General features: G+C 55.2%; 16 protein-coding genes. 5 read left to right on the top strand and 11 right to left on the bottom strand.

Going from position 1 to position 21,720, the window contains the following annotated elements:
* Positions 1-25: 25 nt before the first annotated feature.
* The 5 genes from WFN87_RS14360 to WFN87_RS14340 all read right to left on the bottom strand — a co-directional run bounded on the left by WFN87_RS14360 (position 26) and on the right by WFN87_RS14340 (position 7,381).
* Positions 26-1,216 (bottom strand): amino acid aminotransferase, encoded by a 1,191-nt coding sequence (locus WFN87_RS14360; protein ID WP_336983272.1) that lies wholly within the window; start codon positions 1,214-1,216, stop codon positions 26-28.
* A 185-nt stretch (positions 1,217-1,401) separates the two neighbouring features.
* A complete protein-coding gene (gene ompF, locus WFN87_RS14355; RefSeq protein WP_336983271.1) occupies positions 1,402-2,496 on the bottom strand; it encodes a porin OmpF in 1,095 nt (364 codons plus the stop codon).
* Between the two features lie 596 nt (positions 2,497-3,092).
* Positions 3,093-4,493 carry an asparagine--tRNA ligase gene (gene asnS, locus WFN87_RS14350; RefSeq protein ID WP_008461212.1) on the bottom strand — a complete coding sequence of 467 codons (1,401 nt, stop codon included), beginning with the start codon at positions 4,491-4,493 and terminating at the stop codon, positions 3,093-3,095.
* Positions 4,494-4,670: 177 nt separating this feature from the next.
* A complete protein-coding gene (gene pncB / locus WFN87_RS14345) occupies positions 4,671-5,873 on the bottom strand; it encodes a nicotinate phosphoribosyltransferase (protein ID WP_166875399.1) in 1,203 nt (400 codons plus the stop codon).
* 263 nt (positions 5,874-6,136) lie between these two features.
* Complete coding sequence (locus tag WFN87_RS14340; RefSeq protein WP_336983270.1) at positions 6,137-7,381, bottom strand: hypothetical protein; 1,245 nt, start codon at positions 7,379-7,381, stop codon at positions 6,137-6,139.
* Positions 7,382-7,594: 213 nt separating this feature from the next.
* Here WFN87_RS14340 and pepN point away from each other — a divergent pair, with 213 nt between their 5' ends.
* Positions 7,595-10,207 (top strand): aminopeptidase N, encoded by a 2,613-nt coding sequence (pepN, locus tag WFN87_RS14335; protein ID WP_336708478.1) that lies wholly within the window; start codon positions 7,595-7,597, stop codon positions 10,205-10,207.
* A gap of 37 nt (positions 10,208-10,244) precedes the next feature.
* Here pepN and ssuB read toward each other — a convergent pair whose 3' ends face one another.
* From ssuB to ssuE, 5 genes are read right to left on the bottom strand one after another with little or no spacing between them, the layout of a single operon-like run.
* Positions 10,245-11,015 (bottom strand): aliphatic sulfonates ABC transporter ATP-binding protein, encoded by a 771-nt coding sequence (gene ssuB, locus WFN87_RS14330; RefSeq protein WP_166995518.1) that lies wholly within the window; start codon positions 11,013-11,015, stop codon positions 10,245-10,247.
* Positions 11,012-11,803: an aliphatic sulfonate ABC transporter permease SsuC gene (ssuC, locus tag WFN87_RS14325; protein ID WP_166995520.1), complete on the bottom strand. Its 792-nt coding sequence runs from the start codon at positions 11,801-11,803 to the stop codon at positions 11,012-11,014. Before ssuC ends, ssuB begins: the two co-directional genes overlap by 4 nt.
* Before the next feature lie 9 nt (positions 11,804-11,812).
* Positions 11,813-12,958 carry an FMNH2-dependent alkanesulfonate monooxygenase gene (gene ssuD / locus WFN87_RS14320; RefSeq protein ID WP_336983269.1) on the bottom strand — a complete coding sequence of 382 codons (1,146 nt, stop codon included), beginning with the start codon at positions 12,956-12,958 and terminating at the stop codon, positions 11,813-11,815.
* The gene (locus tag WFN87_RS14315; RefSeq protein WP_166995524.1) at positions 12,955-13,932 is read right to left on the bottom strand and encodes an aliphatic sulfonate ABC transporter substrate-binding protein; all 978 of its coding nucleotides are present in this window, start codon (positions 13,930-13,932) and stop codon (positions 12,955-12,957) included. Before WFN87_RS14315 ends, ssuD begins: the two co-directional genes overlap by 4 nt.
* Positions 13,925-14,500, bottom strand: a complete 576-nt coding sequence (gene ssuE / locus WFN87_RS14310; RefSeq protein ID WP_008461226.1) for an NADPH-dependent FMN reductase — start codon at positions 14,498-14,500, stop codon at positions 13,925-13,927. Before ssuE ends, WFN87_RS14315 begins: the two co-directional genes overlap by 8 nt.
* Positions 14,501-14,747: 247 nt before the next feature.
* Between ssuE and pyrD the strand changes: the two genes are divergently transcribed.
* Positions 14,748-15,758 carry a quinone-dependent dihydroorotate dehydrogenase gene (gene pyrD, locus WFN87_RS14305; protein ID WP_213715925.1) on the top strand — a complete coding sequence of 337 codons (1,011 nt, stop codon included), beginning with the start codon at positions 14,748-14,750 and terminating at the stop codon, positions 15,756-15,758.
* A gap of 153 nt (positions 15,759-15,911) precedes the next feature.
* The gene (locus tag WFN87_RS14300; protein WP_336983268.1) at positions 15,912-16,454 is read left to right on the top strand and encodes a cell division protein ZapC; all 543 of its coding nucleotides are present in this window, start codon (positions 15,912-15,914) and stop codon (positions 16,452-16,454) included.
* On the opposite strand, the gene WFN87_RS14295 is transcribed toward WFN87_RS14300, so the two are convergent.
* Positions 16,451-17,566, bottom strand: a complete 1,116-nt coding sequence (locus WFN87_RS14295; RefSeq protein WP_336983267.1) for a YcbX family protein — start codon at positions 17,564-17,566, stop codon at positions 16,451-16,453. The genes WFN87_RS14300 and WFN87_RS14295 overlap by 4 nt on opposite strands.
* Before the next feature lie 103 nt (positions 17,567-17,669).
* Between WFN87_RS14295 and rlmKL the strand changes: the two genes are divergently transcribed.
* Both rlmKL and WFN87_RS14285 read left to right on the top strand, forming a co-directional pair.
* A complete protein-coding gene (gene rlmKL / locus WFN87_RS14290; protein ID WP_336983266.1) occupies positions 17,670-19,793 on the top strand; it encodes a bifunctional 23S rRNA (guanine(2069)-N(7))-methyltransferase RlmK/23S rRNA (guanine(2445)-N(2))-methyltransferase RlmL in 2,124 nt (707 codons plus the stop codon).
* 5 nt (positions 19,794-19,798) lie between these two features.
* On the top strand, positions 19,799-21,706 hold the full coding sequence (locus WFN87_RS14285) for an ABC transporter ATP-binding protein (RefSeq protein WP_008461239.1): 1,908 nt from the start codon (positions 19,799-19,801) through the stop codon (positions 21,704-21,706).
* Positions 21,707-21,720 lie beyond the last annotated feature (14 nt).

The following is a 21,720-nucleotide window of genomic DNA, read 5'->3' as shown; positions in this document are numbered from 1 at the left end:
GCGGCTCTTTTACTATGCGTGGTGATTACAGCACGGCAACGATGGCTTCGCACAGTGGCGCCATGTTATCCGGCGTCATGCCCGCCACGTTAACGCGGCCAGATGCGACGGCGTAAACGCCAAACTCTTCACGCAGGCGGAGAACCTGTTCTTTGGTCAGGCCGCTGAACGAGAACATCCCGTTCTGGTTAATGATGAAGCTGAAGTCGCGGTTGGCGCCTTTCTCCTGCAGGGTATTCACAAACAGCTGACGCATGCGGTGAATGCGCTGACGCATATCGGTCAACTCTTGTTCCCACATGGTACGCAGCGCGTCGTTGCTCAGAATAGTCGCCACAACGGAGGCACCGTGTGCCGGTGGGTTGGAGTAGTTGGCACGAATAACCGATTTCACCTGGCTGAATGAACGGTCAGCGGTGTCGGCATCGGCGGCAACCAGTGTGAATGCACCCACGCGTTCGTTATACAAACCGAAGTTCTTGGAGTAGGAGCTGGCCACCAGCAGTTCTTTGTGGCCGGCTGCGAAAAGACGCAGGCCTTCGGCATCTTCTTCCAGACCACGAGCAAAGCCCTGGTAAGCAAAGTCAAACAGCGGCAGCCAGCCTTTGGCCAGCGACATCTCCGCCAGCGTTTTCCACTGGTCGGCGGTAGGATCGATCCCGGTTGGGTTATGGCAGCAGCCGTGGAACAGCACCACGTCGCCGGCTTCCGCCGCCTGCAGGCTGGCCACCAGGCCATCAAAGTCCAGGCTGTGATTTTCCGCATCATAGTAGGCGTACTCTTTCACTTCCAGGCCAGCGGCGTTAAACACGCTTTTGTGGTTAGGCCAGCTTGGGTTACTCACCCAGACGCGTTTTGCTGAGGTGTTTTTCGCCAGGAAATCAGCGGCAACGCGCAGCGCACCGGTCCCGCCTGGGGTTTGCGCCGTACGGGCGCGTTTGTCGGCAATAAGCGCGTTGTTTTTACCGAACAGCAGCTCTTGCGTGCAGCGGCCAAACTCTGGAATACCATCAATGCCCAGATAGTTTTTGGTGGTCTCATTTTCCAGCAGATAAAGTTCAGCTTTCTTCACGCTGGTCAGGACAGGGGTTTTACCGGTTTCGTCCTTATAGACCCCGATGCCGAGGTTAATTTTGGTTGGACGGTCGTCGGCGCGAAACAGGTCAGCCAGACCAAGAATAGGATCGGCAGGGGCAGCGGTAATGTTCTCAAACATGACGGGTTCCATTAGTGATATCGGGGGAAATCGCTTTCAGGTTAACTGCAGTTTTACGAATTGCCAACCGTTTGCGACAAAAAGAGACGGTTAGCGATAACATCGGGTTTATTCTACTTTTTTGCCATAAAAAAACAGGGCCGAAGCCCTGTTTTTAAACATTTCAGACAAACAAATGGCTGAAATTAGAACTGGTAAACGATACCAACCGCAACGGTGTCGTCGTCGCTCAGGCCCAGCTTGTTGTTTTTGTCCAGCTGGTTAATCTGGTAGTCAACGTAGGTAGACATGTTTTTGTTGAAGTAGTAGGTTGCGCCGATATCAATGTAGTTGATGTAGTCTTCGCTGCCGATACCTTCAACATCTTTCGCTTTAGATTTGTAGTAAGCGATGGATGGACGCAGACCGAAATCGAACTGGTACTGTGCCACAACGGAGAAGTCCTGAGTTTTGTTCAGGTAGCCTTTTGTGCCGTTGATTTTCAGACGAGTTGCGTTGTGGGTTTCACCGTACAGCGCGGCCAGGTAGATGTTGTTCGCGTCATATTTCAGGCCGGTTGCCCACTGCTCAGCTTTACCGTTGCCGTTGCCGTATTTCAGGTTGTTCTGCGTTGCCAGACGGTTAGCCGCGCCGTATGCGCCGACAACACCGAAACCATCAGCGGTGTAGCTCGCGGAGGTCGCCCAGCCGTCACCGTTTGAACGGATGACATCGTCAGTGCTGTTGTTTCCACGATCGTTTTTACCCAGGTACTGAACGCCGAAGTCCAGACCGTCAACCAGGCCGAAGAAGCTGTGGTTACGGTAAGTGGCCAGGCCACCGTTACGACCGGAGAAGAAGTTGTCGCTTGCGCCAGTATCGCCACCGAACTCTGGCAGCATGTCGGTCACGCCGATTGCGTCGTAAACCAGGCCGTAGTTACGACCGTAGTCGAAGGAGCCTGCGTCACCGAATTTCAGACCTGCGAAGGCCAGACGGGTTTTATTACCAGCCTGAGAGTCAGAACCGCCCTCAGAGTTGCTGCCGCTGAATTGATATTCCCACTGGCCGTAACCGGTCAGCTGGCTGTTGATCTGGGTTTCGCCTTTGAAGCCCAGACGAGCGTAAGTCTGGTCACCGGTGCCATTTGGGCCGTCGGTTTTACCGAAATAGTGCAGACCTACAGCTTTGCCGTACAGGTCTACTTTATTGCCGTCTTTGTTATAGATTTCTGCAGCGTTAGCTGCACCGGCTACCAGCAGAGCAGGGATAACCACTGCCAGAATATTGCGCTTCATCATTATTTATTACCCTCATTGTGGTTTTTATGGACACCTGCCACTGCCGTCAATAATTCTTTACGGAACTATTGATGATAGTTTGGTGTCTTTCTGTATCTGTCTGGCATCTTTCCATCCATGAAACCGTTTCGCTAGCCTGAAAGTGCTACAAATGCGCACATTGAGTTTCAAAAAGAAAATATGTGTAACTAAGTATTAATTTCAGGGAACTTTGTGAACCATTTCAAATTTCATTCTTAGCGCAACAAAAATGCTTCGTTTGTTAACATATATATATGAATTACTTATGTTTAATCCGCATAAGCTTAATGGGTGGGGGTTTTTTGTTCACATTTGTTCATTTTTTGACTTGTTTTTGGATGTCCAGATGTCTGTGTGAAAAGTGAACGATTGTGCTATGCCCAGCACCGATTTGAAATGCGAGCAAACTTAAGCGCAATTTTTGTTAAAGAGTGTGAGATAGAAACAGTTGGTAACCGGGCAGTCGGGAATGGAGGTTGAAATTGACGTTTGCTTAATGAGCGTTGAAGAAAATAGACCTTTTATTCTCAAATGTAAAAAAGGCCAGCGAAAAGCTGGCCTTTGGTTTTGTTGGCTTAGAAGCTGGCGTTACGTGGGGTTCGTGGGAACGGAATCACGTCGCGCACGTTCTGAACGCCGGTAACATAGGCGATCAGACGCTCAAAGCCCAGGCCGAAACCGGAATGCGGCACGGTGCCGTAGCGGCGTAGGTCGCGGTACCACCAGTAATCTTCTTTATTCAGACCCATTTCAGCCATGCGCGCATCCAGCACATCCAGACGTTCTTCACGCTGGGAACCACCGATGATTTCACCGATGCCTGGCGCCAGGACGTCCATCGCGGCAACGGTCTTACCGTCCTCGTTAAGGCGCATATAGAAAGCTTTGATGTCTTTCGGGTAGTTTTTCACCACCACCGGTGCCTTGAAGTGCTGCTCGGCCAGGTAACGCTCGTGCTCGGAGGAGAGATCGACGCCCCAGTAAACCGGGTTTTCGAACTTATGCCCACAGTTCAGCAAGATGTCGACCGCATCGGTGTAGTTCACCTGCGCGAAGTCTGCGGAGATGAAACGTTCGAGACGCTCAATGGCCTCTTTGTCCACGCGCTCGGCAAAGAACTTCATGTCATCCATGCGTTCTTCCAGAACAGCCTTAAAGACGTACTTGAGCATCGCTTCGGCCAGACCGGCAACGTCGTCCAGATCGGCAAAGGCGACTTCCGGTTCCAGCATCCAGAATTCCGCCAGGTGGCGGCTGGTGTTGGAGTTTTCCGCGCGGAAGGTTGGCCCGAAGGTATAAACTTTGGACAGCGCGCTCGCGTAGGTTTCGCCGTTCAGCTGGCCGGAAACGGTCAGGAAGGCTTCTTTCCCGAAGAAGTCTTTATCAAAATCGACTTTGCCTTCTGCGGTGCGAGGCAGGTTTTCCAGATCCAGCGTTGAAACGCGGAACATCTCACCAGCACCTTCGGTGTCCGAAGCGGTGATCAGCGGAGTAGAGACCCAGAAATAACCGTTTTCATGGAAGAAGCGATGCAGCGCCTGAGCCAGCGTGTGACGAACGCGAGCCACGGCACCAATCATGTTGGTACGCGGACGCAGGTGAGCAACTTCGCGGAGGTATTCGATGCTGTGGCGTTTGGCCGCCATCGGGTAAGTATCCGGATCGTCAACCCAGCCGGTCACTTCAACTTTGGTAGCCTGAAGTTCGAATGCCTGGCCCTGGCCCTGAGACTCGACCACCTTGCCGGTCACAATCACGGAGCAGCCGGTGGTCAGGCGCAGCACGTCTTCATTGTAATTGGGCAGAGAATTATTAATGACGGCCTGTACAGGATCAAAGCAGGAACCGTCGTAGACGGCGAGGAAGGAGATACCAGCTTTTGAATCTCTTCGAGTACGTACCCACCCGCGCACGGTGACTTCGCTGTCAACGGCGGCACGGCCCTGGAGTACGTCGGCTACAGGCACAACGCTCATAGTTTTCTCTCTATTAAATGGTCAATGACAAAAAAAATAGTAACCCACAGATGGGGGTTATCTATGTTACCTGTCGCGCGCCATCAGACAAGCAGAATTCGCGTTGCTGATGAAGAAATAAAGGAATGAGAGAAGGGCGGTGAATAGCGAAGCGGCTATTCACCGATTATCGCTGAATCAGCTGGCTTTTTTAACCAGCGGAAGGTCAAAGGCTTTGCGCAGTGCCCGAACAAAGGCTTTGTCGTGGCATATGGTTTTTCCCGGGCTATCCGAAAGCTTAGCCACCGGCTTACCGTTGCACTCCACGAGCTTAATCACGATGTTCAGCGGCTTAACCTGCGGAATGTCGCAGGTCAGGCGGGTGCCGATACCAAAGCTGAGGTTAACCCGGGATGAGAAGCGGCGGTACAGCTCCACGGCTTTGTTTAAATCCAGGTTATCGGAAAATACCAACACTTTGCTTAACGGATCGATACCCAGCTTCTGGTAGTGGGCAATGGCTTTTTCTCCCCACTCAACCGGGTCACCTGAATCGTGGCGTAGCCCCTGGTAGCGCGTGGCAAACTCCTTGCCGAAATCACGCAGGAAGGCATCCATGGTGATGCAGTCAGTCAGGGCTATTCCTAGCTGGTCGGGATATTCGTCCAGCCAGGCCTGCAGCGCCGCGCGCTGGCTGTTAGCCAGGTCCGGGCTTATCTGCTGATGCGCCTGGAACCACTCGTGGGCCTGGGTGCCCATCGGCGTAAGATCAAGCCGGCGGGCCAGATCGTAGTTGCTGGTGCCGATAAACCACGGCTCCTGCTTGAGGCGCTCGACAATCGCCTGCTGCACTTCCCGAGAGAAACGGCGGCGGGTGCCGAAGTCCATCAGGCGGAAATGGGAAAGATCCAGCCCGGCGGTCAGCGTGTTAAATTCCTGCAGCTTAGTTTCCAGGTGATCCAGCGCCATTTTTGGCGTCACGCCGGGGGCGCGATGCTGGTGAACGACTTCACTGATTACCGCCAGCAGGGGAACTTCCCACATGATGACTTCCCGCCAGGGGCCGCTTAGGCGGATATCCAGGTGACCATGATTATTGGTCACCTGAACCTGAGCAGGGTCATAGCGGAAGTCACGCAGCCAGTCGAGGTAATCGGCTTTGAAAAAGGGCAGGCTTTTCAGCCAGTGAAATTCTTCGTCGCTGAGGCGCAGGTGCTGCATAGCCGCGACCTGCTCACGAATAGCCTCGGCATGAATGCCCAGCAGGTCGTCGCCGCGGCAGCGGAATTCCGCTGCGACATTTACGTCGTAATAGCGGTGATAAACCGCTTGCTGCATATGAAGCTTGTAGGCGTCAGTATCCAGAAGCGTTTGCAAAATCGGGGAAGCGTGTCGTGTCATGGCGCGTTTCAGCATCCTCTCACAGGAGCGTTTCCATCAGTCCGGGCAAATTAAGACGCGGGAGTATACCCTGATTATCTGTTTATTGAAGCAGGATCACAACAATAGGGGGGCAGCCTCTGGAGGGGTTTATGGCGTGATTAACGCCATAATACAGTTCAATGCATTGAATTAAATGGTGTTTAGAGTACTAAACAAAACGTGCGACATCCTTTTCTCGGTGAAATCACCGGCGGCGAATGGCCGCCGATGTTGACTGGCAGCTAACGAATGCGAAGACTGCCGTTCTCCGCTTTTTCACGCAGAGTGTGATTCAGCGATTGAAGTTGCTCGAGCGTCATCCTGCCCATATTCGTTGTGCCCGACCCCAGCAGCGCGTGACTGAATCTGGCGAGTGCGGATGCATCCAGATACAGCGCCTTCAGCCCGTGCTGTTTTTTTTCATTCGGGGTTGGGTTGATACGAATCAGCGCGTCTTTCGGTAACGCGACGTTTTGTACCTTACAGGCAAGCGTGAGCGTGGCAAGATCGGCCAGGGATTTCACTTCAATTTCTTTGAGCTTGCCGCCGTTAGCTGTCCCGCTCAGGGGATGGTTTTCAGCCTGGTAGTTAAACATCGAGGCGGTGTTGCTCAACGAATTATGGATGGTATGGGTTTTCAGGTTGTTCACTTTACTGAAGCCAAACACCAGCGGCAGGGTTTGCCCATCGTTGAGCAGATTCAGGAACGGTAATTTTCCGCCGATCATTTCATTTTCAATGCGCTTAAAGGCGCTACCGATCAGTTTCCGCGTTTGTTCCCCGGAAGGCGGGTGGCTGTTATCCACGAATTTGATATGCGCCGGGACGCCGGTTTGCTGCAGGATTTGCTCCGGCGTTTCCTTTTTTAGGCGATAGCCGTTATTCGACAAAAGACGCACCAGGCTGTCATACACCGCCTCTTCCAGATTATTGCTGCTTTTTAGCGTCAGCGTTGAGGCCGGGAAATGGCTGGCAGAAGAAGCATGATTGATGGCTTTGCTCAGCACGTACAGGTTCGAGCGCGTCTCCACCGTGGTGGGCTTGATGCCCAGTCCTTTGGCGTACACGCGCGGTTTCTGGCGAAGATTCTCACGCGTTTCAAATTTGTTGCTCGACTCCCGAGTTCGATCTGAGAAAAACACTTTTCCCTCCAGCGACTGTGAACCGCCTTTAGGATCGTTCACGCCGCCTTTCAGCGCGCCGCTGCGCAATATTTCAAAGCCCCAGGGAGAGCCATGAAAAGCTTCCGGCTTGATATAGCCCGACGGCGCACTGGGATTCAGCGAAGCCAAAAGGCTGTGGTAAAGCCGCGCCCGCGTAGCGCCGTCAATATCACGGCGGTTAGCCAGCGCATCCAGCGGTGAGTTTCCGTGCTGGTCCAGAGCGACGGGTTTATAACCCTGCTGCCTTAGCTTCTGGATGGTAGCAATATCGTTTTGGGCAACGGCCTGATGAAAAGCCATAGGGCCGGAAGGAGGAATACGCATATTAAGTTCTCTCAGGAGGAAGGGGCTGCATTGAGTGGCGTAGGAAAAGGAAGAGTTCCGTGCCGGAAGGTGCAGGAGAGAAGCGTAATACCGCATAAAGCGGTAAAAAATTTGGGCTATCGGCCGCCAAAGATGAAGATTCTGCGTAGCAACATTCCGGCAACAGGAATAGACTGAAGTTCGTTATCTTACGGACGATGTATAAGGTTTTTTATGACACAACAGCCACAAGCCAAATATCGCCACGACTATCGCGCGGCGGATTATACGATAACCGATATCGATTTGACCTTTGACCTTGATGCCGCAAAAACTCAGGTCACCGCAGTCAGCAAAATTGTCCGTCAGGGCGAAGCGGGCGCTCCGCTGCATCTTGATGGTGAAGACCTCACGCTGGTTTCCATTGCCGTAAACGGTAGCGCCTGGCCGCACTATCGCCAGGAAGATGGCGCGCTCATTCTGGAGCAGGTTCCTGACGCCTTCACGCTGACGATTGTGAACGAAATTAGCCCGGCAACCAACACCGCGCTTGAAGGGCTGTATCAATCCGGGGAAGCGTTATGTACCCAATGTGAAGCTGAAGGCTTCCACCACATCACCTGGTACCTGGACCGCCCGGACGTCCTGGCGCGCTTCACGACCAAAGTCATCGCCGACAAAAACAAATATCCGTATCTGCTGGCTAACGGCAACCGCATTGCCGAAGGCGAGCTGGAAAATGGCCGTCACTGGGTGCAGTGGCAGGATCCGTTCCCAAAACCTTGCTACCTGTTTGCGCTGGTGGCGGGTGATTTTGACGTCCTGCGCGACAGCTTCAAAACCCGTTCCGGCCGTAACGTTGCGCTGGAGCTGTTTGTTGACCGCGGGAATCTGGATCGCGCTGACTGGGCGATGACCTCGCTGAAGGCGTCCATGAAGTGGGATGAAACCCGTTTTGGCCTGGAGTATGACCTCGACATCTATATGATCGTCGCCGTCGACTTCTTCAATATGGGGGCGATGGAAAACAAAGGGCTGAATATCTTCAACTCGAAGTATGTCCTGGCCCGCGCCGAAACTGCGACTGACAAAGACTATCTCGACATTGAACGCGTCATCGGCCACGAGTATTTCCACAACTGGACCGGTAACCGCGTCACCTGCCGCGACTGGTTCCAGCTGAGCCTGAAAGAGGGGTTAACCGTCTTCCGTGACCAGGAGTTCAGCTCCGACCTGGGGTCTCGCGCAGTTAACCGTATTCAGAACGTGCGTACCATGCGCGCGATGCAGTTCGCCGAAGACGCCAGCCCGATGGCGCACCCGATCCGCCCGGACAAAGTTATCGAAATGAATAACTTCTATACCCTGACGGTGTATGAGAAGGGCTCAGAAGTGATTCGTATGCTGCACACGCTGCTGGGCGAAGAAAACTTCCAGAAGGGCATGCAGCTTTACTTTGAACGCCATGACGGCAGCGCGGCGACCTGCGATGACTTCGTGCAGGCGATGGAAGATGCGTCCAACGTTGACCTGTCTCATTTCCGCCGCTGGTACAGCCAGGCCGGGACGCCGGTTGTCACCGTGCGTGACGACTACAACCCGGAAACTGAGCACTACACGCTGACTATCAGCCAGATGACGCCGCCGACCGCTGAACAGCAGGAAAAACACCCGCTGCATATCCCGTTTGATATCGAGCTTTACGATAACGAAGGGAAGGTCATTCCGCTGCAGAAGGACGGTCACCCGGTGCACCACGTGCTGAACGTGACCCAGGCCGAACAGACCTTTGTTTTCGACAATGTCTACTTCCAGCCGGTGCCGTCTTTGCTGCGCGAATTCTCTGCGCCGGTGAAGCTCGAGTACAAATGGAGCGACCAGCAACTGACGTTCCTGATGCGCCACGCGCGGAACGACTTCTCCCGTTGGGATGCGGCGCAAAGCCTGCTGGCAAACTACATCAAGATCAACGTGAACCGCAGCCAGCAAGGGCAGCCGCTTTCTCTGCCGCTGCACGTGGCTGACGCATTCCGCGCCATTCTGCTGGATGAGAAGATCGATCCGGCGCTTGCCGCGGAGATCCTGACGCTGCCTTCGCAGAATGAAATTGCCGAGCTGTTCCAGACCATCGATCCTATCGCCATTGCTGAAGTTCACGGGGCGCTGACCCGCACCCTCGCAGCAGAGCTGGCCGACGAGTTCCTGGCTATCTATAACGCCAATAAGCTCGACAGCTATCGCGTGGATCACGGTGATATCGGCAAGCGCGCGCTGCGCAACACTTGCCTGCGCTATCTGGCGTTTGGTGACGTTGAACTTGCTGAGCAACTGGTACGCGAGCAGTATCAGCAGGCGGACAATATGACCGATTCTATTGCCGCACTGTCCGCCGCGGTGGCCGCGCAGTTGCCATGCCGTGAAGCGCTGCTGGCTGAGTACGATGAGAAATGGCACAAAGATGGCCTGGTCATGGATAAGTGGTTTGTGCTGCAGGCGACCAGCCCGGGCAGCAACACGCTGGCGAAGGTTCGCGAGCTGCTGAACCACCGTTCTTTCAGCCTGGGCAACCCGAACCGCGTACGTTCTCTGATTGGCGCGTTTGCTTCAGCCAACCCGGCCGCGTTCCACGCCAAAGACGGCAGCGGCTACCAGTTTATGGTCGAGATGCTGACCGAGCTCAACAGCCGCAACCCGCAAATTGCCTCTCGTCTGGTAGAGCCGCTGATTCGCCTGAAGCGTTATGACGCCGAACGTCAGGCTAAGATGCGTGCCGCGCTGGAGCAGTTGAAAGGGTTGGAAAACCTGTCCGGGGATCTGTTCGAGAAGATTGCCAAAGCGCTGGCGTAATCTTTGCCCCTATCCCTTTCAGGGATAGGGTATTAAATCAGCCGGTGCGCACCTGGCGCGCCGGCTCCTCAGAACCTCGTTTCATCACTCTGGCAAGCACTTCAGCCTCCAGCTCCGCTAGCTTCACCGATCCCAGGCGGCGCGGACGCGGTAAATCAACCGTCAGGTCCAGGCCAATTTTCCCCTCTTCTATAAGCAACACGCGGTCGGCCATGGCGACGGCTTCGCTGACATCATGGGTGACCAAAAGCACGGTAAAGCCATGTTCCTGCCACAAAGAAACAATCAGCTCCTGCATCTCAATACGCGTCAGGGCATCCAGCGCGCCCAGCGGTTCGTCGAGCAACAGCAGGCGCGGGCGATGGATGAGCGCCCTTGCCAATGCCACGCGTTGCTTTTGCCCGCCGGAAAGTGCCGCTGGCCACTCATTGGCCCGATTTTCAAGCCCAACGGCGGTGAGCGCCTGAAGAGCTGCGTCTCGCCAGTTATTTTTCAGCCCGAGCCCGACGTTATCTATCACCGTTTTCCACGGCAGCAGCCTGTCGTCCTGAAACATCAGCCGCGTATCATCCTGGCTGTCCCGCAGCGGTGCACTGCCTGCGAATAGCGCGCCGTGATTGGGTGTTTCCAGCCCGGCAAGCAGGCGCAGTAGGGTACTTTTGCCGCCGCCGCTGCGGCCGACCACCGCCACGAACTGCCCGGCGGGGATACGCAGCTCAAGCTGATTGAGAATGCTTTTATCGCCGTAGCGTTTGCTGACGCCGTTGAGCCACAGCGGCGTGCCCTGGTTCAGACGAGCAGTTGTCATACCGTCTCCTCCTTTAATTGATAAGCCGGATGCCAGCGTAACCAGACGCGTTCCAGCAGGCGGGCGCTGACATCGGCGAGTTTGCCCAGCAGCGCATACAGCACGATGGCCACCACCACCACGTCGGTTTGCAGGAACTCCCTGGCATTCATCGCCAGATAGCCAATCCCTGAATTTGCCGAGATCGTTTCGGCGACAATAAGCGTCAGCCACATCAGGCCTAAGGCAAAACGTACGCCGACCATAATGGACGGCAACGCACCCGGCAGAATGACGTGCACGAACAGGCTAAACCCGGAAAGGCCGTAGCTGCGCGCCATTTCCAGCAGGCCACGATCGATATTGCGGATGCCGTGCCAGGTATTGATGTAAATAGGAAACAGCGTCCCGAGCGCCACCAGAAAGATCTTGGCCGTCTCATCGATACCAAACCACAGGATCACCAGCGGGATCAGCGCCAGATGTGGAACGTTGCGCAGCATCTGAATAGAGCTGTCCAGCAGGCGTTCGCCCCATCGCGACAGGCCGCTAATCAGACCTAAGATCAGGCCCAGCGATCCGCCGATGCTGAAACCAATCACGGCACGCCAGGAGCTGATAGCCAGATGCTGCCAGAGTTCACCGCTGGCTGAGAGGCTCCAGAAAGCCAGCACGACGCCCTCGGGAGAGGGCAAAATACGGGTGGAAAGCCAGCCTGCAGACGAAGCTAATTGCCAGAGAAGCACAATCGCCACCGGCAGCGCCCAGGGGGCCAGGCGCAGCAAGACTCTGTGCACGGACGCTTGCATGGTGCCTCCCTAGCTCTGCGCCACTTTACGCGGGATAAAATCGTTGGCGATAACTTCTCCTTTTTCCTGAACCTGTCGCGGCTGAGGAATTTCTGGGATCGCCACGTCAAGGTGAGGGAACAGCAGTTCGCCCGCGCGGTAGGCTTCTTCCAGATGTGGATAGCCGGAAAGAATAAAGCTGTCGATGCCCAGGTTGGCGTACTCGTTTATGCGGGCCGCGACCGTTGGCCCATCGCCCACCAGCGCGGTGCCAGCCCCACCGCGAACCAGACCGACACCGGCCCAAAGATTAGGGCTGATCTCCAGCTTGTCTCGCTTACCGCCGTGCAGGGCGGCCATGCGCTGTTGCCCGACGGAGTCGCTGCGGGCAAAAGCGGCCTGTGCCTTGGCGATGGTGATGTCATCGAGGTGAGAAATAAGCCGGTTTGCCGCCTGCCACGCTTCTTCGTTGGTTTCGCGCACAATAACGTGCAGGCGAATACCAAAGCGAACTTGCCGCCCCCGCGCTTCAGCTTTCGCCCGAACTTGCTCGATCTTTTCTTTTACCAAATGTGGAGGTTCGCCCCAGGTCAGGTAAAGGTCAACCTGCTCGGCCGCAAGATCCTGAGCGGCATCGGACGATCCGCCAAAATAAAGCGGTGGGCGAGGTTGCTGTACCGGGGGATAAAGCAGCTTCGCGCCTTTGACCTGGATGTGTTTGCCGTCATAGTCGACGGTTTCGCCTTCGAGGACGCGCCGCCAGATATGCGTAAACTCTGCGGAGGCCTCATAGCGCTCTTCATGGTTTAGAAAAACGCCTTCCGCAGCCAGTTCTTCAGCGTCGCCCCCGGTCACCAGGTTAAACAATGCTCGCCCGTTGGAAAGGCGATCCAGCGTGGCGGCCTGGCGAGCGGCAAGAGTAGGGGAGACAACGCTCGGGCGCAGTGCGACCAGGAACTTAAGCCGTTGAGTGACCGGGATCATTGAGGCCGCCACCAGCCAGGCATCCTCGCAGGAACGCCCGGTCGGGATCAGCACGCCGGTGAAGCCGATGCGGTCTGCAGCCTGAGCTATTTGCTGCAGGTAGCCATAGTCGACCGGACGTGCGCCCGTGTCGCTGCCAAGATAGTGCCCATCCCCGTGGGTAGGTAAGAACCAGAACAGATTCAGACTCATGACTTAGCTCCTTGTGTCTTGCCGGCGGGTTGCCAGATGCGGGTTCGGATATCGACTTTCTTTGGAACAAGGCGATTTTCATAAAACAGGTCGGCGGTATTTTGCTGTTTGGCGGCAGTCGCTTCGTTGACCGGCGTAATTTCTGAAGGAGGGCGATGGTCAAAGTAAGTGGCAATGACGGCTTCAGGCAGGCCCATCGTTTTAGCGAGAAGCGCTACGCTTGCTGCCCGCTGCGTGCGGGTGAGCGCGTCGGCATCGCTAAAGGTTTTCAGTACCTGTTGAAGAAACGGGCCGTTCGCTTCTGCATAAGGACGGGAAGCTAAATAGAACGACCCGGTTTGATTCAGCTCGCTGCCGTCCGTTAAGACGCGAACGCCGCCGTTTAACAGCGCTGCCGAATAGTACGGATCCCAGATAGCCCAGGCATCGACGTTCCCTTGCTGAAAGGCCGCGCGGGCATCGGCGGGGGTCAGGTAAGCGGGTTGAATATCGGAAAACTTCAGTCCGGCTTGCTGCAACGCGCGCAGCACCAGGTTGTGTGAGCTGGAGCCTTTCTGGAAGGCAATCTTATGGCCTTTTAAATCCGCCACGGTTTTCAGGGGGCTATTTTCGGGGACCAGAATCACCTCTGCTTTCGGTTTGGGCGGCTCGGCACCTACATACAGCAGATCCGCTCCGGCGGCCTGCGCGAAAATAGGCGGGATATCGCCCGTGCTGCCCAAATCGATGCTGCCGACGTTCAGTGCCTCCAGCATTTGTGGCCCGGCGGGAAACTCAATCCACGAGACTTTGGTATTCGGGTATTGCTTCTCCAGGAGCTGGTGGCTTTTGGCTAACACCATACTGACGGAGCCTTTTTGGTAACCAATGCGCAGCTGTTCCGGGCCGCTGTCCGAGGCGTTGCTATAGGTTGAAAAAGCAAGCAGGCCGGCAAAAGCGAGCCACGGAGAGCGGCGTTTAAGCAAATTAAACATGGCTCACCCCTCGGGCGTTAAACGGCGAAGGTACCGCAAAGTCACGGCGGTGGAGCGCCTGCCAGAAGGTTTCCAGCGCTTCGTCCAGACGTTTTTGTAGGTTAGGCGTGAACTGAGGTTTGTGCTGGTAATCGGCTATCTGGCCGTCGTCGGCGAAAACGCCGTGCAGGATCTCCTGTGCTTTGAGCGCATTCAGCACCGGTTTAAGGGCATAGTCCACGGCGAGCATATGCGCCACGGTACCGCCGGTGGCGAGAGGCAGAACAACCTTCTTCTCTAAGGCGCGTTCGGGGAGCAAATCGAGCAGCGTTTTTAGCGCGCCTGAAAACGAGGCTTTGTAAACCGGGGTGGCGATAATCAGGCCGTCGGCAGTGCTGAGTTGTTCGGTGAGCGCCAGCAGCGCCGGGCTGTCGAACCTTGCATAGAGCAAGTCTTCAGGCGCGAAGTTCTGTAAGTGCCAGTGATAAACTTCAACATCAAGGGCGCTCAGCTTCTCCCGCGCATACTCCAGCAGCGAGCTGGAACGGGACGGGTAGCGAGGGCTTCCGGCCAGGGTAATCACACGCATCACGACTCCTTATAACTAATTGTTTGCTTTTATCTAACATTGATAACAATTAGCGTGATACTCGCAGAGATGATTTCCGTGGCTAAGTGATTTTTCCGGGATAGATTTGCGAAAAAGCGCATATTGCGCGCCGGGAAAGAAAACGTTTGCCTCTATTCAGGCTTTTTTGCGACAGGTCAATTCCAATCATCCCCCGGATCGTGAATAATAACGCCCCGGTCTGCACACCGGGAATCCAGGAGAGTTCATGTACTACCCCTTCGTTCGTAAAGCCCTTTTTCAGCTCGATCCAGAGCGCGCTCATGAGTTAACTTTTCAGCAATTACGCTTTGTCACCGGAACGCCGCTTGAGTGGCTGGTGCGTCAGAACGTGCCGTCAAAACCTGTGACCTGCATGGGGTTAACGTTCAAGAATCCGCTCGGCTTAGCCGCGGGCCTGGATAAAAACGGGGAATGTATCGATGCCTTCGGTGCGATGGGCTTTGGCTCCATTGAGATTGGCACCGTGACGCCGCGTCCGCAGCCGGGGAACGACAAGCCACGTATCTTCCGTTTGGTGGAAGCCGAAGGGCTGATTAACCGAATGGGGTTTAATAATCTCGGGGTGGATAACCTGGTCGAAAACGTAAAAAAAGCGCATTTCGACGGCGTGCTCGGGATTAATATCGGCAAGAACAAAGATACCCCCGTTGAACAGGGGAAAGACGATTATCTGATCTGCATGGATAAAATTTATCCATATGCTGGCTATATTGCGATCAATATCTCATCACCGAATACGCCAGGGCTGCGTACTTTGCAATATGGTGAAGCGTTGGACGATCTTTTAAGCGCCATTAAAAATAAGCAACAAGCGCTGCAAGAGATCCACCATAAATATGTTCCCGTGGCGGTGAAGATCGCGCCGGATCTTTCTGAAGAAGAATTGATCCAGGTGGCAGACAGTTTAGTTCGCCATAATATTGACGGGGTCATTGCAACCAATACTACTTTAGACCGCAGCCTTGTTCAGGGCATGAAACACTGCGATGAAACCGGGGGCTTAAGCGGGCGTCCTGTACAATTAAAAAGCACGGAAATTATTCGCCGCCTGTCTCAGGAATTAAATGGCCGCCTGCCGATTATTGGCGTAGGAGGGATTGATTCCGTGGTTGCCGCTCGCGAGAAGATGGCGGCTGGCGCTTCGTTGGTTCAAATATACTCAGGCTTCATTTTTAAAGGCCCACCGCTGATTAAAGAAATCGTTACCCATCTCTGATCATTTACCTTTTACAGACAACCAGGGCTTTATTTTCGGTCCTGGTTGTTTTATATTCCGCTACTGTTGCTTATTTAAACATATTGGTCTTTTATTAATATGGTAAGAATTTGAGTGGCAATTCAGCAGCGGGATAAATGAAGGGTAAGCATTATGCGAATAAAACCGGATGATAACTGGCGTTGGTATTTCGATGAAAAGCACGATCGAATGATGCTCGATTTGGCCAATGGTATGCTTTTCCGTTCGCGCTTTCCCCGTAAAATGCTAACCCCGGATGCCTTTGAAAATTCAGGTTTTTGTGTTGATGATGCGGCGCTTTATTTCTCTTTTGAAGAAAAATGCCGTGATTTACCGTTAGGGAAAGAGCAGCGCGCCGAGCTGGTGCTCAACGCCCTGGTAGCGATTCGCTTCCTCAAACCGCAGATGCCAAAAAGCTGGCATTTTGTCTCCCACGGCGACGGCTGGCAGCCAGAAGTAGGGGAAGGGGCCTGCGTGTGGCTAAGCGAGAATATGCAGCAGGTGAACCTGCTGGTGGTGGAAACCGGCGACAATGCCGCACTTTGCCTGCTTGCTCAGCAGGGGCTCACGTTAGCTGGCCGCACGATGCAGCTTGGGGATGCCATTAAAGTGATGAATGACCGGCTGAAACCGCAGCCTTTAAGCAGCGGCCTCAGTCTCGATCAGGCCGTTTAGCGCGACGCCACGCTCACATTCCCTGTAGGCACGCAGCTGCAGCATAAAATGGTGCCGTCCGCGCCAATGGCGCCTTTCTTCAGTGCTTTCACTTCGCCATCCAGCAACCTAACCCGACAGCTTCCGCATATCCCGGCCCGGCAGGAATAGGGGACGCGAATCCCTTTGTTTTCCAGCTGTTCCAAAAGAATCTGTTGGTTATTGCCCTGGAACGTCGTGCCTTCCCAGTCGATGCTGACGCTGCTTTCAGGCTGGCTCTGAGGTTCGAGGCTTTCCACCACTTCGCCGGGGCCATAAACATTCGCCGGCCTGTGGGCCAGCACCTCCAGCTCGTCGCCCACGCGAATAACTCCGCTGTTACGGGCAATCAAATTCTGACCAAAATCGACTGCGCCGCTATTATCCTGCGCGGTGCGGAACCCCTGCAGCGTTTTGAGCGGTTCTCCACTCGGATGTTTCAGGCCGCGTTCCGGGCTAACCGTCGTAAAAATACAGCGGCTGCAGGGTTTAGCCACGTCGAAAGTGACCCCGCCAATACGCACGACTTTCCAGGTATCCTCCGCCCACGCAGAGGCACCGGTCACCACGATATTCGGGCGAAACTGGGTCATTTTAACGCTGGCGGGGCAGCGGTTTTGCAGGTCGCGCAGCGAAGCTTCGTTGGTCAGCAAATAAGGGAAACCGTCGGCAAAAGAGAGCGGCACTTCTTCGTGGCGTTTCACCCGGCGGGTGGGCTGCTCACCAACCCAGCGCAGCTGCACCGGGCGAGAGAAGAACCCGCTCAGCCACTGATTAATTTCATCGGGCGCAATGAGCGCGGTAAAGTGCGTGCCCCAGACTTCTGTCGGCTCTGGCGTTGCGGCGAAATCAGCAAAGCGAATGCTGGCCGAGCTGCCGTCCGGGGCGGATAAATAAAGGCCGTCATGCACGAATGCGGGAGTGAACAGCACCATCTGCGGATGCTGGCGGGCGGTAATAAAGGTGCCATCCAGCTCGGTAATCATAAAGATGCGATCAAAGGCCAGGCCGCTGATGGTTGCCTGCGCGTGGGAGAGCGCCAGGCCGCGCATAGATTTTACCGGGTGAATAAAGAGTTGAGACAAAGTAATCACGGCGCCCTCCGTGGGAAGTAAATATAAGAGGGCAACTTTATGACATGCGTTGCGGATTAGCTATAATGCGCCACAATTTTCTTTTTACCTGATAAGTGACGATATGAATTCTCTGTTTGCCAGTACGGCGCGTGGGCTTGAAGAGCTGTTAAAAACTGAACTAGAAAACCTGGGGGCCCAGGGCTGCCAGGTGGTTCAGGGCGGCGTACATTTCCAGGGGGATACTCGTCTACTCTATCAAAGCCTGATGTGGAGCCGCCTGGCTTCGCGCATTTTGCTGCCGCTCAGCGAATGTAAAGTCTACAGCGACCTTGATCTTTATCTCGGCGTGATGGCGATCGACTGGCCGGTGCTGTTCGGGCCGGGCGCAACCTTTGCCGTGCATTTTAGCGGCCTGAACGAAACCATTCGCAACAGCCAGTACGGGGCGCTGAAGGTAAAGGATGCGATCGTTGACTCCTTTACACGTAAAAACCTGCCGCGTCCGGATGTCGATCGCGAGCAGCCGGATCTGCGCATTAACGTCTGGCTGAATAAAGATACCGCCAGCATCGCCCTGGATCTCAGCGGCGAAGGCCTGCACCAGCGCGGCTACCGCGATGCAACCGGTGCGGCCCCTATTAAAGAGACGCTGGCAGCGGCTATCGTGATGCGCTCCGGCTGGCAGCACGGCACGCCGCTGTTGGATCCGATGTGCGGCTCCGGCACCTTGCTGATTGAAGGGGCGATGATCGCCACCGATCGTGCGCCGGGCCTGCACCGTAAGCATTGGGGCTTCCTGAACTGGGCGAAGCATGATGCCGATGTCTGGAAAGAGGTGGTAACCGAAGCCCAGGTTCGCGCCCGTCGCGGCCTGACTGAATATCAGTCTCGCTTCTATGGTTCTGATAACGACAGTCGCGTGATTGAACGCGCCCGTGCCAACGCCCGCCGTGCGGGTCTGGCTGACGTGATCAGCTTCGACGTTAAGGATGTGGCGAACCTGGTCAATCCGCTGCCGGAAGGCCCGGCGGGGACGGTTATCAGCAACCCGCCATACGGCGAACGTCTGGAAAGCGAGCCGGCGCTGATTGCCCTGCACAGCCTGCTGGGTCGCCACCTGAAAAACCAGTTTGGCGGCTGGCATCTGTCGCTGTTCAGCGCCTCCCCTGAACTGCTGAGCTGCCTGCAGCTGCGCGCTGACCGCCAGTTTAAAGCCAAAAACGGCCCACTGGATTGCGTACAGAAAAACTATCAGCTGGCGGCAAATCCTGCCGGCGTTGCCGCGGCCAGCGGCCAGATTGCCGAAGATTACGCCAACCGCCTGCGTAAAAACGTCAAGAAGCTCGACAAGTGGGCGCGTCAGGAAGGCATCGAATGCTATCGCCTGTACGATGGCGATCTGCCTGATTACAACGTGGCGGTTGACCGTTACGGCGACTGGGTTGTGGTGCAGGAGTACGCGCCCCCGAAAACCATCGATCCAAACAAAGCCCGCCAGCGTCTGTTTGACGTCATCGCGGCAACGCTTGCTGTGCTTGAGCTGCCGACGAACAAGCTGGTGTTAAAAACTCGCGAACGTCAGAAAGGGAAAAGCCAGTACCAGAAGATGGGCGAAAAGGGTGATTTCATGGAAGTGAGCGAATATGACGCTCGCCTGTGGGTCAACTTGACCGACTATCTGGATACCGGCCTGTTCCTCGACCACCGCATTGCCCGCCGCATGCTGGGGCAGATGAGCAAAGGCAAAGACTTCCTGAACCTTTTTGCTTATACCGGTACTGCAACGGTACACGCGGGGCTGGGTGGGGCGAAAAGCACTACTACGGTAGATATGTCCCGTACCTATCTTGAATGGGCAGAGCGCAACCTGCGCCTGAACGGCTTGACCGGCCGCGCCCATCGGCTGGTGCAGGCTGATTGCCTGGGCTGGCTGCGCGACAGCGACGAACAGTTCGACCTGATCTTTATTGACCCGCCGACGTTCTCTAACTCCAAGCGTATGGAAGACTCTTTCGACGTGCAGCGTGACCACCTTGCGCTGATGAAAGATCTGAAGCGCCTGCTGCGTCGCGGCGGTACCATTATGTTCTCAAACAATAAACGTGGCTTCAAAATGGACTTCGCCGGCCTGGCGGAGCTGGGCCTGGTTGCACAGGAAATTACACAAAAAACGCAGTCGCAGGACTTTGCGCGCAACCGCCAGATCCATAACTGCTGGTTAGTCACTCACGAATCCCGGGATTAATAGTCATGTCATTAATTAGTATGCACGGTGCCTGGCTGTCGTTTAGCGACGCACCGCTGTTAGATAACACCGAATTACACATCGAAGAAAACGAACGCGTCTGTCTGGTCGGCCGTAACGGCGCGGGCAAATCAACGCTGATGAAGATCCTCAACCGCGAAGTCCCGCTGGACGATGGCCGCATGGTTTATGAGCAGGATCTGATCGTCGCTCGCCTGCAGCAGGACCCGCCGCGTAACGTTGCGGGTACGGTGTATGACTTTGTAGCGGAAGGGGTGGAAGAGCAGGCGGAATACCTGAAGGCCTACCATGATATCTCCCACAAAGTAATGAGCGATCCGAGCGAGAAGAACCTCAACGAGATGGCTCGCATTCAGGAGATCCTCGATCATCAGGGCCTGTGGCAGCTTGATAGCCGTATTAACGAAGTGCTGGAGCAGCTTGGTCTTGAAGCGGATACCGAGCTGTCTGCGCTGTCCGGCGGCTGGCTGCGTAAAGCCGCGCTGGGGCGTGCGCTGGTCAGCTCTCCGCGCGTATTGCTGCTGGACGAACCGACTAACCACCTCGATATCGAAACCATCGACTGGCTGGAAGGCTTCCTGAAAGAGTTCCAGGGCAGCATTATCTTTATCTCCCACGACCGTTCGTTTATCCGCAATATGGCCACCCGCATTGTCGATCTCGATCGCGGCAAGCTGGTGTCTTACCCAGGCGATTACGATCAGTATCTGCTGGCGAAAGAAGAAGCCCTGCGCGTGGAAGAGTTACAGAACGCCGAGTTTGACCGCAAGCTGGCGCAGGAAGAAGTGTGGATCCGCCAGGGCATCAAAGCGCGTCGCACCCGTAACGAAGGGCGCGTTCGTGCCCTGAAAGCGATGCGCCGTGAACGCGGTGAACGCCGTGAAGTGATGGGCAGCGCGAAGATGCAGGTGGAAGAAGCGAGTCGCTCAGGCAAAATTGTCTTCGAGATGGAAGACGTTAACTATCAGGTTGCCGGTAAAACGCTGGTGCGTGATTTTTCCGCTCAGGTGCTGCGTGGCGATAAAATTGCGCTGGTAGGGCCGAACGGCTGTGGCAAAACCACGCTGCTGAAGCTGATGCTGAGCCAGCTTCAGGCCGACAGCGGCCGCGTACACTGCGGCACCAAGCTGGAAGTGGCCTACTTCGATCAGCACCGTGCCGAGCTGGATCCTGACCGTACCGTGATGGATAACCTGGCGGAAGGTAAGCAGGAAGTGATGGTGAACGGCAAGCCGCGCCATGTGCTGGGTTACCTGCAGGACTTCCTGTTCCATCCCAAACGCGCGATGACGCCGGTGCGTGCGCTTTCCGGTGGGGAACGCAACCGTCTGCTGCTGGCGCGTTTGTTCTTAAAACCTAGCAACCTGCTGATCCTCGATGAACCAACCAACGATCTGGACGTCGAAACCCTGGAGCTGCTGGAAGAGCTGATTGATGGTTACCAGGGCACCGTGATGCTGGTCAGCCACGATCGTCAGTTTGTCGACAATACCGTGACCGAGTGCTGGATCTTCGAAGGCCAGGGCAAAATTGGTCGCTATGTCGGTGGCTACCATGATGCCAAAGGCCAGCAAGGTTCCGCTCAGCCGCTGCGTCAGGCTGCTGCGGCTAAATCCGAGAAGGTCGAATCGCAAAAAGCAGAACCTGTTAAACGTGCCAATAGCAAACTAAGCTATAACCTGCAGCGCGAATTAGAGCAGTTGCCTCAACGGCTTGAGCAGCTTGAAGCCGATTTAGGCACGCTGCAGGCGAAGGTCGCTGATGCTGATTTCTTCAACCAGCCGCACGATGTGACCCAAAAAGTCCTGGCGGAAATGGCCGCGGCGGAACAGGCTCTGGAAGAAGCATTTGAACGCTGGGAGTACCTGGAAGCGCTGAAAAACGGCTCGTAATCTAAGGAGAGTTA

This window comes from Cedecea sp. AS113, assembly GCF_037152415.1.
GTDB lineage: Bacteria > Pseudomonadota > Gammaproteobacteria > Enterobacterales > Enterobacteriaceae > Cedecea.
The sequence above is the reverse complement of the archived record's forward strand: the minus strand, read 5'-3'. Positions and strand labels throughout refer to the sequence as shown.

What these genes read in the sequence shown, in the direction of transcription:
- ssuD (WP_336983269.1), bottom strand. Translation starts at nt 12,958, where the DNA reads ATGAGTCTGAATCTGTTCTGGTTCTTACCTACCCACGGGGATGGGCAC.
- pyrD (WP_213715925.1), top strand. Translation starts at nt 14,748, where the DNA reads ATGTACTACCCCTTCGTTCGTAAAGCCCTTTTTCAGCTCGATCCAGAG.
- ompF (WP_336983271.1), bottom strand. Translation starts at nt 2,496, where the DNA reads ATGATGAAGCGCAATATTCTGGCAGTGGTTATCCCTGCTCTGCTGGTA.
- WFN87_RS14340 (WP_336983270.1), bottom strand. Translation starts at nt 7,381, where the DNA reads ATGCGTATTCCTCCTTCCGGCCCTATGGCTTTTCATCAGGCCGTTGCC.
- ssuC (WP_166995520.1), bottom strand. Translation starts at nt 11,803, where the DNA reads ATGCAAGCGTCCGTGCACAGAGTCTTGCTGCGCCTGGCCCCCTGGGCG.
- ssuB (WP_166995518.1), bottom strand. Translation starts at nt 11,015, where the DNA reads ATGACAACTGCTCGTCTGAACCAGGGCACGCCGCTGTGGCTCAACGGC.
- WFN87_RS14300 (WP_336983268.1), top strand. Translation starts at nt 15,912, where the DNA reads ATGCGAATAAAACCGGATGATAACTGGCGTTGGTATTTCGATGAAAAG.
- rlmKL (WP_336983266.1), top strand. Translation starts at nt 17,670, where the DNA reads ATGAATTCTCTGTTTGCCAGTACGGCGCGTGGGCTTGAAGAGCTGTTA.
- pepN (WP_336708478.1), top strand. Translation starts at nt 7,595, where the DNA reads ATGACACAACAGCCACAAGCCAAATATCGCCACGACTATCGCGCGGCG.
- WFN87_RS14285 (WP_008461239.1), top strand. Translation starts at nt 19,799, where the DNA reads ATGTCATTAATTAGTATGCACGGTGCCTGGCTGTCGTTTAGCGACGCA.
- WFN87_RS14360 (WP_336983272.1), bottom strand. Translation starts at nt 1,216, where the DNA reads ATGTTTGAGAACATTACCGCTGCCCCTGCCGATCCTATTCTTGGTCTG.
- pncB (WP_166875399.1), bottom strand. Translation starts at nt 5,873, where the DNA reads ATGACACGACACGCTTCCCCGATTTTGCAAACGCTTCTGGATACTGAC.
- WFN87_RS14315 (WP_166995524.1), bottom strand. Translation starts at nt 13,932, where the DNA reads ATGTTTAATTTGCTTAAACGCCGCTCTCCGTGGCTCGCTTTTGCCGGC.
- asnS (WP_008461212.1), bottom strand. Translation starts at nt 4,493, where the DNA reads ATGAGCGTTGTGCCTGTAGCCGACGTACTCCAGGGCCGTGCCGCCGTT.
- ssuE (WP_008461226.1), bottom strand. Translation starts at nt 14,500, where the DNA reads ATGCGTGTGATTACCCTGGCCGGAAGCCCTCGCTACCCGTCCCGTTCC.